A 13,716-nucleotide genomic window follows, 5' to 3' on the forward strand; every position below is an offset into this window, starting at 1 on the left:
CCCGACCCAGCGCACCCGACCCAGCGCACCCGACCCAGCGCAGCCGATCGGCGCGGCGGACTCAGCGCCTCTGTCCTACCAGTGCGCTCAGATCGTCGAGAACGGCTTCGAACAGCGGCTCAGCGTCGGTCATGGCATGCGCAAGGTGCCCGAACACCTCCATCGACACCAGCCCGTAGATCCGGGTCCAGTAGTCCAACAGGACCGCGGTCGCGCCGAGCGGGGGTTCTTCGAGGGTGTGACCGGCCGCGACCGCCCGCGCCATGATCTGGGAGCGGTAGGGGCCGAGGGCTGCGCGCAGGCGTTCGGGGAGCGCGTCGTCGCCGTGTCCGACGTCGAACGGCCGGGCGGCCCACAGCAGGAGGAGTGCTTCTTCGATGACCCAGGCGAGCTCGAGCTGGGCGGCGACCGCTTCGTCTCCGGCGGCGGTGGGGGTCGCGCTCGGATCGCTGAACCGGGTGGCCCGGTGGGAGAACGTCGCGCTGCACTCGGCCCGATGCGCGAGTGACCAGCGCCGGAACTCCCGGCAGACGCCCAGGGCGCGCGCGAGCGGATCGGTGCCCAGCGAGTCCCGGTGGGCGATGAGAGCGGCCGCCAGCTCCCTGATGACGGACGCGCAGGCGAGGTCGAGGAGCCCGGTCCTGCCGTTGACGTAGCGGTAGAGGGCCGGGGCGGTGACGCCGAGCCGGTCGGCGACGGCGGCCATCGTCACCGCGGGCGGCCCGTCGATGACGACGAGCTCGCGGGTGGCGGTACCGATGTCGGCGAGTAACTCCTGGCGACGCTGGTCCCGACGGCTGGGTCGCCGCGACCCTGATGCCGCGCCATCGACGTCCGGCCCTGTCGTACCCGCCTCGCCCGGGTTGCCACCGGTCGGGGTGGGTCTGCCCATGCGACCACCTTTCGTTCGTTAGGTTACGATCCATAAAAAAGTTTTGACTCGTAACGTTTGCCGTCAGGAGTGCTCCATGCTCGCACAGTGGGCGTCCTTCGTGGCGCGGCGTCGCTGGTGGGTCCTTGCCGTCGCGGCCGTGCTCGCCATCCTCGCCGGCACCGCGTCCACCACCCTGACCGATCGCATGGACCAGGGTGGGTACGACGTGCCGGGCAGCGAGTCCTCGCGCGCCGCAACGGCCGCGGGGCGGGCCCTCGACAACCAGGCCGACGCGCTCGCGGTCTACACCGTGCCAGCTGGGCGTTCCGTCCAGGATCCGGCCGTGCAGAACGCTGTCCGGCAGGCGGTCGGGCGGCTCCCGGACGCTCAGGTCGCGGGCGCGACCGGGTGGTGGCAGCAGCCGGCACTGGTCTCAGCCGACAACCGGACCGGCGCCGTCGCCATCCAACTGCGCGCCGAGGACCAGAACGGACAGCTCGCCGCCTGGCCCGACGTCGAAGACGCCCTGCTGGGTACGGGCGATACGGTCGGCGGCCGGACGACCTACGGCGTGGACGGACTCACCCTCCGGTTCAGCGGTTGGACGCCGATGGGCGACGCCGTCAACGCCCAGACCGAAGCAGACCTCGCCCGCGCCGAGTTGATCTCGTTCCCCGTCCTGCTGATCGTGCTGGTCCTCGTCTTCGGTTGGCTGATCGCCGCCGGACTCCCGCTGGTCGTCGGCGCCGTCGGGATCACGGGCGCACTCGGCGTCCTCTGGGTGCTGACCACGTTCACCGACGTCTCCGTCTTCGCGATGAACGTCGTGACGCTGCTCGGACTCGGCCTCGCGGTCGACTACGGGCTCTTCGTCGTGAGCAGGTTCCGGGAGGAGCTCCGCGCGGGCGACGCCGGGGACGGTGCGACGGGATCCCGCGCCGATGCCGCGTCGGTCCAGCGCGCCGTGACCGTGGCACTGAGCACGGCCGGGCGTACCGTCCTCGTCTCGGGGCTCACCGTGGCGGCGGCGCTGTCCGGGCTCCTGGTGTTCCCGCAGGGAATGCTCCGCTCGATCGGTTTCGGCGGCATCGCGGCCGTCGTCGTGGCGGCACTCTCGGCGCTGACGGTCCTGCCGGCGCTCCTCTCGGTGCTGGGGCATCGGATCGACCGGTTGCGCGTACCGATCGGCCGGGGCCGGCGCCCGGGCGTGACCGCTGCCGACCCGGGCCGCCACGACCGGCGGGGACACGACCGGCGGGGATGGGCGCGGGTCGGGCGCGTGGTGATGCGCCGCCCCGCCCTCGTCACCGTCGTGGTCGTCGCCGGGCTGCTGGTCGTGGGGAGTCCGTTCCTGCGGGCGGAGTTCTCCGAGGTGGATGCCTCCGTCCTGCCGAAGGACAACGCCGTACGGATGGCGACCGAGCACGTCCGTGCCACCCTTCCCGGCGCCTCGACCGAGGCTGCCCAGGTCGTTCTCGTCGGCTCGGACGGCCGGGCACCCGAGCAGCGCGCCGTCCAGGCGTACGCCGAGCAGGCGAGCCGGATCGACGGCATCACCGGTGTGGCACCGGCCGGATCCTCCGGTGACACCGTCGTCCTGACCGCCCAGGTCGACGACGACCCACAGAGCCAGGCAGCGCAGGACGCCGTCACGCACCTGCGCGACATCGCCGCGCCGGCCGGGACGCGGGAGGTGCTGGTCGGCGGTCCGACCGCAGCGCTGATCGACTCGCTCGACGCGATCGGCGACCGGATGCCGTGGATGCTCACGGTTCTCGCCGGGGCGGTCCTGCTCCTGCTGACCGTGGCGTTCGGCTCCCTCGTCGTACCCGTCAAGGCGGTGGTGCTCTCCGCCCTCTCCCTCACGGCGTCGTTCGGCGCCATCGTGTGGGTGTTCCAGGACGGGTACCTGGTCGGTCTGCTCGGCACCGAGGCCGGACCGTTGGAAGCCTCGATCCCCGTCCTCATGCTGGCGGTGCTCTTCGGCCTCTCGACCGACTACGAGCTGTTCCTGCTGTCCCGGATCGCCGAGGCCTACCGATCCGGGCGTACGCCCAGGGACGCGGTGGTCGACGGGTTGGCGCGGACCGGCGGGCTGATCACCGCAGCGGCCCTGCTGCTCGGGATCGTCGTCGGGGCGTTCGCGCTGAGCGGGTTGAAGTTCATGAAGCTGCTCGGTGTCGGCATGCTGATCGCGATCGCGGTGGACGCGACGATCGTGCGCGGCCTGCTGGTGCCCGCGGTGCTGGCGCTGCTCGGCACTGTTGCGTGGTGGGCGCCGCGTCCGCTCCGCCGGCTCGCCGGGGTTGTGCGCCTGGAACCTACGGAACGCGAACCGGACGCCGACGTACCGCTTGCCGCAGCAGCACCGACCGCCGCGTCCCGGTCGGACGACCGCGAGATCGGGAGCTAGCGGGTCGGATACCAGCAGCGCCTACGGAGGAGCCGGCCGGTGACACCAGTCCATGATCAAGAGGCATGAACCGGGCGTGTACGGGCCGAATCTCCCCCGATTCCGCCTCTTGATCATGGTCTGCTGCTCGGGACGACCATGCGACGGTCCGACAAGACAGCCCGCCGAAGGTGGCCAGCGACGCCATCTTTACAACGTTGTGCAAGACGAATAGAACTCACCCTGGACAGCACGGTCATGATCGTCGCACCACGGACACCCGGAGGGCAGCGCCATGGACGGATGCCGGCGGATTCGAAGTACGGCGGTGATCGGCGCCCTCGCGGCATGCCTCGCCACGGCCGCCTTCACCGGGCCCCCACTCGCTGCCGTGTCGCAGGGCACCACCGCACCCACCCATGCCGTGTCGCAGGGCACCACCGCGCCCATCGATGCCGCGGCCCAGGGCACCACGGCGTCCACCGATGCCGAGGCGCCCGCAGCGGTGGCCACAGAGTCCGGGCACCATTCCGCCGGCTCGTCGTACACGAACTTCGTCACCCGCGGCTACTCGATCGACTTCCCCGACCCTGCCGTGATGCGCGGCAAGGACGGCAGGTGGTATGCCTACTCGACCGGAGGACCGTACGACGAGGCCAACGAGCGCGGCTCGGCGTACAAGATCGCCTCCTCCGCCGACCTCGTGCACTGGGAGGACGAGGGCTCGGTCTTCGACGCGACGCACCGCCCGAGTTGGGCGGCGCCGACCACCGGCTTCTGGGCGCCGGACATCAGGTATCTCAACGGCCAGTACCTGCTCTACTTCACGGTCCCCGACACCACCACGACCACGCAGGGCTTCGACCCGGCGATCGGAGTCGCGACCGCCGACACCCCGGCCGGCCCGTGGACCCCGTCGGACAAGCCGCTGATCCCGGCCGAGCCGCGCGGCAACGGTTTCGACACGGTGATCGACCCGGCGATGTTCACCGACACCGACGGCACCCACTACCTCTACTGGGGCGGCTACGGCACCGGGATCTGGATGGTGGAACTGTCCCCCGACGGGCTCCGGGCGGTGTCCGAGCCGAAGCACATCGCGGCGTCCCGCTACGAGGGGCCGAACGTCGTCAAGCACGGGGACCACTACTACCTCTTCGCGTCGTCCGCGAACTGCTGCGCGGGGCCGACGACCGGCTACACCGTGTTCGTGGGGCGCTCGACCAGCCCTGCCGGTCCGTTCGTCGACAAGCTCGGCAAGCCGCTGCTCGCCAGCCGCGCCGGTGGCACACCCGTCATCGCGCCGAACGGCAACACCTGGATCGGCACCGGCCACCACTCGGCGGCGCTCGACGTGAGCGGCGAGATGTACATGGCCTACCACGCAATCGACCGGAACGACCCGTGGCTCGACGTCTCACCGGGCTTCACGATGCGGCCGATGAACATCGACCGGCTGGACTGGATCGACGGCTGGCCGATCGTGCGAGCGGGACGCGGTGGGTCGGACACGCCGCAACCCGCACCGGTCGTCCGCGGTGAGGTCGACGACCGGTTCGAGGACCCGGACGCGACGGCTGACCACTTCCGTACCCTCCACGGCTCGCTCACCGTCGCCGGTCCGGACGACAGGTCGGACTCCGGCCGCTTCGCCCAACTCGCTGGCGATGCCGCGCTCGCCGTGACCAAGCCGCTGGCGCGGACGGACGTCCGCATCGAGGCGGACGTCCGCACGGCAGAGTCCGGCATCGGCAGCGCCGGGGTGTTGGCACGGGCCGACGGCGACGGCATCGGCGTCCGCGCCATCCTCGACGCCGGCGCGAACGAACTCCGGCTCGAGGCCGGCCAGGGTCCGGACGCACGCACCAAGGCCGTCCCCCTCCCAGCCGGCTTCGACGCGACCGCATGGCACGTACTCGCCCTGGAGGCGCGCGGGACCCGGGTCACCGCGGACATCACCGATGCGCGACTGGGCGACCCGTGGGCGAAGGTCTCCCTCGACGTTCCGCGCGGGCTCGACCGGAGCGGCCGGGCCGGGCTGGTCGGCGCCAACGGCGGCGAGGCCGACAACTTCTCCGCCACCGGCCTCTTCACTCCCGTCACCAAGGCTGTGCCGGATCCGGAGCCGGGGAAGGTCGCCGCTGCGTACTCCGACGACTTCGCCGACGGCCTCGGTACCGGCTGGTCCTGGCTGCGGGAGGACCCGGAGGCGGCGGTGAGCGACGGTGCTCTCGTGTGGCCGACGCAGACGGCCGACCTCGTGGGAGGCGGTACGCCGGGCCTGCTGTTGCGCGAGTCGATGCCGGACGGCGACTACATGGTGGAGACGAAGCTCGATCTCGACCTCGGGGAGGACACGGTCCGGAACTTCCAGCAGGCGGGTCTGATCGCCTACGTGGGTGACGACGACTTCCTCCGCTTCGACGTGGTCGCGGTCGGGCCGACGCGGATCGCGGAGTTCGGGAAGGAGACGGTGTTCCAGGGCCGCCGGTCGTGGGGAGGTGGGCTCGCGGGAGCGCCGGGCGAGACGACCTGGCTGCGCCTGCTGCACACCCTCGACCCGGACACGCGCGAGCACCGATTCCGCGCCGGGTCCAGCACCGACGGTGTGCACTGGACCTGGGGCCTCACGTGGACTCTGCCGGCCGACTCCACGCCGAAGGTCGGACTCGTGTCGCAGGGCTCCCAACCCGCGACGACCGAGGAGTTCGGGCCGGCGACAGCGGTGTTCGACTACTTCCGCGTGTCCCGCCCCTGACCGCGCCGACCTGGGTCTGCGCCAGTGTCCGCATGGCCGGCCGCCGGTCCGTGCGGACACCGGCGCAGACGTGGAAGGTCGTACGGGCCATAACCCACACACGAGTGACCACGGTGCACGAGCCGTCCGCGCCGGACCTGGTCGTCCACCGGCGGACGGATCGTTAGCCGGCACGTAAACTTGCCGGCATGAGTGTGACCCGCTTCGGCCTGCAGATCCCGCTGTTCACCTATCCAGACGTCCCACCCGACCAGCTCTTCGAGCGGGTCGCCTCGATCGCCACCACCGCGGAGGACTCCGGCTTCGACTCGGTGTGGGTGATGGACCACTTCTACCAGTTACCCGGACTCGGGAAGCCCGACGATCCGATGTTCGAGGCTTACACCCTGCTCGGTGCTCTGGCGGCCCGCACCCGTACCGCGAAGCTGGGCACCATGGTCACCGGCGTGACCTATCGCAACCCGGCGCTGCTCGCCAAGATCGTCACGACCCTTGACGTGATCTCGGCCGGCCGGGGGATCCTTGGCCTCGGCGCGGCGTGGAATGACGTCGAGCACCGGGCGTACGGCTTCGAGTTTCCGCCGACGGGCGAGCGGATGGACCGGCTGGAGGAAGCACTGCAGATCTGCCGGGCGATGTTCACCGAGCACAGCCCGAGCTTCTCCGGCAAGCACTACGAGATCGTCGAGGCGTTCAACGTTCCGCGTCCCCTCACCTCCGGCGGTCCGCCCATCATGATCGGTGGCGGCGGCGAGAAGCGGACGCTTCGACTGGTGGCCCAGTATGGTGACGCCTCCAACATCTTCGGCGGGCTGCCCACCGTCAGGCACAAGCTGGACGTCCTGGCCCGGCACTGCGAGGCGTTGGGGCGGGATCCGGCGGACATCACCAAGACCAAGCTCGCCACGTTGGTCATCGCCGCCACTGTCGAAGAGGCCGAACGCAAGGCGTCGGCCGTCCGTGCCCAGGTGGGTGACGACTGGTTCGAGAACGCGGTGATCGCGGGTGCGCCCGACCAGGTGGTCGAGCAGGTGCAGGCCCACTTCGACGCCGGCCTCGACGGCCTGCTGGTCAACCTCCCCGACGCCCAGGACCTCGACACCGTACGCCTCGCCGGCGAAACCCTGTCGCGGTTGTCCTGAGCGCCGCAGTCAGGCCGCGCAGTCGCCGACTCCGGACGCCCTCTGGCGTTGCCCTCTGGGCATCGCCAGAGGGCAACGCTTCCGTTCGCCACACCGACCCACGCCCGCGCAGCTTCCGGTCAAAGGTCAGAAGGCCGACTCGGACAAGGCCATCAGGTCGTTGTCGGTGCCTTCGGCGATCGCCCGCTCCGCCGAGAGCTTCGGGAGGACCTGGGCGCAGAACCACTTCGCCGCGGCGACCTTGCCCTCGTAGAACGCCTCATCGCCCGCACCAGCATCCGCCAACCGGTCCAACGCGACATCGGCCTTGCGGAGCAGCAGCCACGCGCACACCACGTCACCCACCGCCAGCAGCAGCCGGCTGGTGTTCTGCCCGACCTTGTAGAGACTCGCGGGATCGGAGTCAGCCGCGTCCGGCCGCGACGCCAGCAGGAAGCCGACCATCGCGCCGACGATGCCCTGTACGTCGTCCAGAGCCTTCGCGAGCAGGCCTTTCTCGACGGCGAGCCGGCCGCCACTCCCCGACGTTGCGTACGCCTGGATCTCCCCGGCCAACCGCCCGAACGCCTGACCCTGGTCCCGCACGATCTTGCGGAAGAAGAAGTCGAGACCCTGGATCGCCGTCGTCCCTTCGTACAGCGTGTCGATCTTCGCGTCACGCACGTACTGCTCGATCGGGTAGTCCTGCAGGAACCCCGACCCGCCGAGGGTCTGCAGCGACTCCGTGCCGAGCAGGACCCAGGCCCGCTCGGAACCGTAGCCCTTCACGATCGGCAGCAGCAGGTCGTTGAGGCTCGCGGCGGCCTCGTCGGGCGTACCGGCGTGTTCGCCGAGCGCGACGTCGTCCTGCACTGACGCCGTGTAGAGGACGAGTGCGCGCAGACCCTCGGCGTAGGCCTTCTGGGTGAGCAGCGACCGTCGTACGTCGGGATGATGGGTGATCGGCACCCGCGGCGCGGTCTTGTCCGTCGCCTGGGTGAGGTCGGCGCCCTGGACGCGTTCCTTGGCGTAGTCCAGCGCGTTGAGGTAGCCGCTGGACAGCGTGGCGATCGCCTTCGTACCGACCAGCATCCGGGCGTACTCGATGATCTGGAACATCTGCCGGATGCCGTCGTGCACCTCGCCGAGCAGGTGGCCGACCGCCGGCTGAGCAGGGTCCTCGCCGAACGTCAGCTCACACGTCGTCGACACCTTCAGACCCATCTTGTGCTCGACGTTCGTTGCATAGACGCCGTTGCGTTCGCCCATCTCGCCGGTTTCCAGGTCGACGTGGAACTTCGGGACGATGAAGAGGGACAGGCCCTTCGTGCCCGGACCACCCGCGCCCTCCACACCGACCGGACGGGCGAGGACGAGGTGGACGATGTTCTCGGAGAGGTCGTGTTCGCCGCCGGTGATGAACCGCTTGACGCCCTCGATGTGCCACGTCCCATCCTCCTGGGGGTACGCCTTGGCACGGGCGGCGCCGACGTCGGATCCGGCGTCGGGTTCGGTGAGCACCATGGTCGCGGCCCACCGGCGGTCGATCATGTGCTGGGCGAACCTCTTCTGGGTCGGCGTCCCGTTACGCCAGATCGCGGTCGCGAACCGCGGGCCACTTGCGTACATGAAAAGCGCCGGGTTGGCGCCGAGGACCAGCTCCGACGCCGCCCACCGCAGCGACGGTGGGCAGGGCTGGCCACCGAGGGCAGGCTCCAGGTCGAGCCGCCACCACTCCGCGTCGGTCCACGCCTGGAAGCTCTTCTTGAACGTCTCGGTGTGCCGGACGCTCCGGGTGGCGGTGTCGTAAACGGGCGGCGTGCGGTCACTCTCGGCGTACGACGCGGCGACCTCCTCGCGCGCCAGGCGGTCCAGCTCGGCCAGGATGGTGTGGGCGGTGTCGCGGTCGATGTCGGCGTACGGCCCTGTCTCGAGGACCGCCTCTCGGCCGAGGACGTCGAACAGCGTGAACTCGATGTCGCGGAGGTTGCTCTTGTAGTGGCTCATCGGTCCGTCGCTCCCCTTGGTCACCGGCTGCAACTGCGGTGGCATCCACCCCAATGCTACCTGCGAGTAACTTCCTCGACCTATGGTGCGCTTTCCTTCCGTACGACACAAGTCGGTCGCCGCTGTGAACCGCATCACGGCTCGGGCTATGAGGGCGCTTGGATCGCGCGGGTGGCGGGCTCAGGCCGGTTCGTCGTCGCTGTCATCCAGGAGGCGACCACCGACCAGCGCCCGGACCGCTTCGCCCACCATCTCGGCGTCGACATCGCCGAAGAGGACGTGCTGGAGCATGAAGCCGGGGAAGATGCCGGCGATCACCGGGCCGACCTTCTCGGCAGGGACGTCCTGGCTGATCTCGCCGCGCCCCTGGTAGATCCGTACCATCCGGACCATGAGCCCGCGGACGCCGACGATCAGGTCGCGGAGCCGCTGGGCGAGTTCGGGTGACCGCACCGCCTCGCCCCACACCTGGATGGCGAGACGGGCCAGCCCGTACTCCTCGTCCATCCGCTGGATCGTCCGCCCGATCCGGGTGAACGCCTGGTCGATCGGCGGTGGCGGGTCGGACTCGACCAGGGTCTCGAACGCCTCGCGGAGCCTGGCGATGGCGTCGGCCACGATCGCCGCGGTGAGCTCGTCCTTGCTGGGGAAGTAGCGGTAGACGGCGCCAGCGGACAGGCCCGCTTCGCGCAGGATGTCCTGCATCGACGTGGCATGGAACCCGTTGCGCAGAAAGCACCTCCGGGCGGCGTCGACGATCTGCAGGCGGCGGGCTTCGAGGTGCTCCTGGGAGACGCGTGGCATACCCAGAACATAAAACGAACGTTCCTTCTTGACAAACGACCTCGATCGACCTCAGCCTGATGGCCATAAAAGAACAATCGTTCGTTCTCTTTGGTCCGGTCACAGGAGGGACACCGTCATGGCCACCAGCTCGACCGCAGAACTCGAGGCCGCGAAGCCGCCACACTCCGGCGGCAAGCTCCACAGCGCCGCGAAACTGCTCGGCGTCGCACTGCTCGTCCCCCTTGCGGTCGCCGGGATGCTCAGCCTGTTCGCCTGGCCGTCGGCCAACCTCGAACCTCGCGACCTTCCCCTCGGAGTCGCCGGCCCGGCCCAGGCCACAGGCGCACTCAGCACGAAGCTGGAGCAGGCGAGCGATGGTGGATTCGAGATCCATCAGTACGCAGACGAGGCGGCCGCGCGGTCGGCGATCGAGGACCGCGAGGTCTACGGCGCCATCGTCACCGCACCGGACGGGATCACCCTGCTCACGGCGTCGGCGGCCAGCCCGCTCGTCGCGCAACTGCTCACCCAGGCGGTCACGAATCCCGACGGCCCCTTGGGTGGCGCCGGCGCCCAGACCGGCGCCGACACCCAGGCCGGAGGGAACGCGCTGGCGCCACCCAAGGTCGTCGACGTCGTTCCCACCACCCGTGACGATCCGCGCGGCACCGTGCTGAGCGTTGCCGTCCTGCCGCTCGTGTTCGCCGGTATCGCCACGGGCATCGCGACGTTCGTGGTGTCGCGCCCGGGCTTGGCGCAGGCGACCGGGCTGCTCGTCACGTCGGCACTCGCCGGCGTCGCAGCCGTGTGGGTCGCGCAGGAATGGCTCGGCGCACTCGGCGGTGACTGGTGGGTCAACGCGGGGGCCATAGGCCTCACCGTGCTGGCGATCTCGGCCACGGTGGCCGGGCTCGGAGCGGCCATCGGGCCCGCCGGACTCGGACTCGCGGCCATCCTGATGATGTTCGTCGGCAATCCGTTCTCAGGGGTGACCAGCGCACCGGAGCTGCTGCCGTCCTGGGTCGGCGTCACCGGGCAGTTCCTCCCACCTGGCGCGGGCGGATCGCTGCTGCGGAGCACCGCGTTCTTCGATTCCGCCGCCGCCACTCAGCCTGGACTCGTCCTCGCCGGCTGGGTTGCCCTGGGCCTTGCCTGTGGCCTCATCGGCGTACGACGACACCGCGCCGCGCGCACCACCACCTGACGGGCTCTCGGGGCGGCGACGCCGCGGATCCCCCTGGTGTTAACTCTGTGTTTCCGCCCCGACACTCCCAGGGGTTCCGGGATCTCCTACCAAAGCGGAATACTCGGGCGCGTGAGAACTCCTGAGGCCGCACCACCGAGGATGTTCGGGTCCGTCGTCCCCTCCGACCTGCTGCCCTGGGGGTGGGCCGAAGAACGGCTCACCACCGCACTCAACTACTGGGTCGCCACCGCTTCTGCCGCTGGACGCCCGCACGTCCGACCCGTGTGGGGCGTCTGGCTCGACGACAGCTTCGTGTTCGCCGCCGGGTCACCGGTCGCGGCGGCGAACCTCGCCGGCAACACCGAGGCCACCGTCCATCTCGAGAGCAGCCAGGACGTCGTCATCGTCGAAGGCGCCGGCGAGCGGGTCGTGGACGGCGATGAGCTCCAGCGCTACGTCGACGCAAACAACCACAAATACGACTACAGGGCCTTTGTCGCGGGCGAAAGTGTGGCCGCACCCGGAATCGCGCCCGGTCCGGCGTACCGCGTCCGGCCCCGAGTCGTTTACGGATGGGAGGCCGAACTCCACAACCCCACCCGGTGGAGTTGGTCGACCTAGATCGCAGCAGGGCCGTGCCCGGGGCGGCCGTGCGCGGTCCCAGCGGTCGCACATCGACTTCGTAGGAGGGACGTAACGAAGGAGTCGTCGCGTACGAAAGGGTCGTACGAAGCGCTCCTCCCGGGGGATTGCGGGCAGGCCGGTCGATACGCTGGTGTCGGTCGTAGGACGTCGAGAACCCCGACAGGAACGGCTCACCTCATGCGGCAGATGCGCGACATCGGCGTCTTCACCGGAAGTGCCCACCCTGAGCTGGCTCGCGAGATCTGCACGGACCTGGGTGTCGATCTCTCGCCCATGCAGATCCAGCGTTTCAGCAACGACTGTCTGCAGGTGCAGCTGCAGGCCAACTGCCGGCAGCGCGACATCTATCTCGTGCAGCCGATCGTCCCGCCCGTGCAGGAGCACCTGATGGAGCTGCTCCTCATGCTCGACGCGGCCCGCGGCGCCTCGGCGGCGAACATCACCGCGGTCATCCCGCACTATGCCTACGCCCGGTCGGACAAGAAGGACATGCCGCGGATCTCGATCGGTGGGCGGCTTGTCGCCGACCTGTTGGCCACCGCCGGCGCCAACCGCGTGCTCACCATGGCCCTCCACGCACCTCAGGTGCACGGGTTCTTCAGCATCCCGGTCGACCACCTCACCGCCGTCGCCGAGCTCGCGAAGCACTTCGCCGGCCGCGACCTGCGTGACACCGTGGTGGTGTCGCCGGACCTTGGCAACGCCAAGCCCGCCACCCAGTTCGCGCGCATCCTCAACCTCCCGGTCGCCGCCGGCAGCAAGCAACGCCTCGCCGACGACGAGGTACGCATCGACGCGATCGTGGGCGACGTCGACGACAAGAACGTCATCGTGCTCGACGACGAGATCGCCAACGCGGGTTCGATCCTCAAGCTCCTGGAACGCCTGCGCGAACGCCGGGTCCGCCGGATCTCCCTGGCGTGCACGCACGGACTCTTCACCGGCAAGGCCATCCAACGCCTGGCCAGCCAGGATGACATCGACGAGATCGTCATCACCAACACCGTTCCACTCAGTCCCGACAAGGTGCTGCCCACCATGCGGGTCCGTTCGGTCGCGACGCTGTTCGCCGAGGCGATCCGGCGGATCCATCTCGGCGAGTCCGTGAGCAGCCTCTTCGACGGTCCATCGGTGAGGGGGTAGCGCCATGCCCGGATGGGTCTTCCTCGGCGGCGGCGGGGGTGCCCGCGACTCGTATCCACTCGACCGGCAGTTCGCGAGGGCGATCGGCGGCGGTCCAGTGTCGTACTGGCCGGTGGCGCTCGACCCGTCCACCCACGACTACACCGACTGCGTGGAGTGGGTACGCAGCGTCTACGAACCGCTGGGGGTCGGTGACATCTCCCTGTGGACCGGCGACCGGCCGGTCTTCCCTGCCGACTACCGCGCGATCTACATCGGTGGTGGCAACACCTATCGCCTGCTGTCGATCATCCGCCGGTGGAAGCTGCTCGAGCAGCTCCGGGAGTTCGTGTTGGGCGGCGGGATGGTGTTCGGCGGCAGCGCCGGCGCTGCCCTGCTCGGCGCCGACATCACCACGATCGCGCACATCGACCGAAACGAGGTCGGGCTCACCGACACGCATGGTGCCGACCTGACCGCCGGCTACGGCGTCTTCGTCCACCATCGCGATGCCGACCTGCCGCGCGAGATCGTGTGGGCGGCGACCCACGGACGGTCCGCGATCGCCCTCACCGAACGTTCGAACGCCGTCGTGGCCGGCGCCACCGTCACGGCCATCGGCCCCGATCCGCTCCTGGTGGTGGACAAGGACGGCTACCGCAAGCTCGCACCCGGTGCGACGTCGTACGACGGCATGTCCGTGCCGTGAGTGCCCGCCGCTAGCCGAGGCCATGCGGGACCGACCAGTCCCGATAACTGACTAGTCCCGATAACCGACTGGTCGGGAAGGTGGCCTGGATCGCGTCGGTTGGCGGGTTGGCGACC

General features: G+C 69.8%; 10 protein-coding genes. 7 read left to right on the forward strand and 3 right to left on the reverse strand.

Going from position 1 to position 13,716, the window contains the following annotated elements:
- Positions 1-61: 61 nt before the first annotated feature.
- Complete coding sequence (locus tag ABN028_RS24950) at positions 62-892, reverse strand: TetR/AcrR family transcriptional regulator (RefSeq protein WP_349698320.1); 831 nt, start codon at positions 890-892, stop codon at positions 62-64.
- Positions 893-968: 76 nt separating this feature from the next.
- On the opposite strand from ABN028_RS24950, the gene ABN028_RS24955 reads away from it, so the two are divergent.
- The 3 genes from ABN028_RS24955 (at position 969) to ABN028_RS24965 (ending at position 7,166) form a co-directional block, all read left to right on the forward strand.
- Entirely contained in the window at positions 969-3,287 is a 2,319-nt protein-coding gene (locus ABN028_RS24955; RefSeq protein ID WP_349698321.1) for an MMPL family transporter, read from the forward strand.
- A gap of 274 nt (positions 3,288-3,561) precedes the next feature.
- A complete protein-coding gene (locus tag ABN028_RS24960) occupies positions 3,562-6,024 on the forward strand; it encodes a glycoside hydrolase family 43 protein (protein ID WP_349698322.1) in 2,463 nt (820 codons plus the stop codon).
- A gap of 188 nt (positions 6,025-6,212) precedes the next feature.
- Positions 6,213-7,166 (forward strand): LLM class F420-dependent oxidoreductase, encoded by a 954-nt coding sequence (locus ABN028_RS24965; RefSeq protein WP_349328177.1) that lies wholly within the window; start codon positions 6,213-6,215, stop codon positions 7,164-7,166.
- A 126-nt stretch (positions 7,167-7,292) separates the two neighbouring features.
- Here the strand turns inward: ABN028_RS24965 and ABN028_RS24970 are convergent, their stop codons facing one another.
- Together ABN028_RS24970 and ABN028_RS24975 are read right to left on the reverse strand one after the other, a co-directional pair.
- Complete coding sequence (locus ABN028_RS24970) at positions 7,293-9,152, reverse strand: acyl-CoA dehydrogenase (RefSeq protein WP_349698351.1); 1,860 nt, start codon at positions 9,150-9,152, stop codon at positions 7,293-7,295.
- Positions 9,153-9,332: 180 nt separating this feature from the next.
- On the reverse strand, positions 9,333-9,956 hold the full coding sequence (locus ABN028_RS24975; RefSeq protein ID WP_349328178.1) for a TetR/AcrR family transcriptional regulator: 624 nt from the start codon (positions 9,954-9,956) through the stop codon (positions 9,333-9,335).
- A 118-nt stretch (positions 9,957-10,074) separates the two neighbouring features.
- Here ABN028_RS24975 and ABN028_RS24980 point away from each other — a divergent pair, with 118 nt between their 5' ends.
- The 4 genes from ABN028_RS24980 (at position 10,075) to ABN028_RS24995 (ending at position 13,600) form a co-directional block, all read left to right on the forward strand.
- Positions 10,075-11,142 carry an ABC transporter permease gene (locus ABN028_RS24980; protein ID WP_349698323.1) on the forward strand — a complete coding sequence of 356 codons (1,068 nt, stop codon included), beginning with the start codon at positions 10,075-10,077 and terminating at the stop codon, positions 11,140-11,142.
- A 111-nt stretch (positions 11,143-11,253) separates the two neighbouring features.
- Positions 11,254-11,745, forward strand: a complete 492-nt coding sequence (locus ABN028_RS24985) for a pyridoxamine 5'-phosphate oxidase family protein (RefSeq protein ID WP_349698324.1) — start codon at positions 11,254-11,256, stop codon at positions 11,743-11,745.
- Positions 11,746-11,955: 210 nt separating this feature from the next.
- Entirely contained in the window at positions 11,956-12,912 is a 957-nt protein-coding gene (locus ABN028_RS24990; RefSeq protein WP_349328472.1) for a ribose-phosphate diphosphokinase, read from the forward strand.
- A 4-nt stretch (positions 12,913-12,916) separates the two neighbouring features.
- Complete coding sequence (locus tag ABN028_RS24995) at positions 12,917-13,600, forward strand: Type 1 glutamine amidotransferase-like domain-containing protein (protein ID WP_349698325.1); 684 nt, start codon at positions 12,917-12,919, stop codon at positions 13,598-13,600.
- Positions 13,601-13,716: the final 116 nt, after the last annotated feature.

This window comes from Actinopolymorpha sp. B17G11 (assembly GCF_040196095.1).
GTDB lineage: Bacteria > Actinomycetota > Actinomycetes > Propionibacteriales > Actinopolymorphaceae > Thermasporomyces.

Excerpts from the sequence above, each read along its gene's own strand:
- ABN028_RS24980 (WP_349698323.1), top strand. The coding sequence starts at position 10,075 with ATGGCCACCAGCTCGACCGCAGAACTCGAGGCCGCGAAGCCGCCACAC.
- ABN028_RS24995 (WP_349698325.1), top strand. The coding sequence starts at position 12,917 with ATGCCCGGATGGGTCTTCCTCGGCGGCGGCGGGGGTGCCCGCGACTCG.
- ABN028_RS24955 (WP_349698321.1), top strand. The coding sequence starts at position 969 with ATGCTCGCACAGTGGGCGTCCTTCGTGGCGCGGCGTCGCTGGTGGGTC.
- ABN028_RS24965 (WP_349328177.1), top strand. The coding sequence starts at position 6,213 with ATGAGTGTGACCCGCTTCGGCCTGCAGATCCCGCTGTTCACCTATCCA.
- ABN028_RS24960 (WP_349698322.1), top strand. The coding sequence starts at position 3,562 with ATGGACGGATGCCGGCGGATTCGAAGTACGGCGGTGATCGGCGCCCTC.
- ABN028_RS24950 (WP_349698320.1), bottom strand. The coding sequence starts at position 892 with ATGGGCAGACCCACCCCGACCGGTGGCAACCCGGGCGAGGCGGGTACG.
- ABN028_RS24975 (WP_349328178.1), bottom strand. The coding sequence starts at position 9,956 with ATGCCACGCGTCTCCCAGGAGCACCTCGAAGCCCGCCGCCTGCAGATC.
- ABN028_RS24990 (WP_349328472.1), top strand. The coding sequence starts at position 11,956 with ATGCGCGACATCGGCGTCTTCACCGGAAGTGCCCACCCTGAGCTGGCT.
- ABN028_RS24970 (WP_349698351.1), bottom strand. The coding sequence starts at position 9,152 with ATGAGCCACTACAAGAGCAACCTCCGCGACATCGAGTTCACGCTGTTC.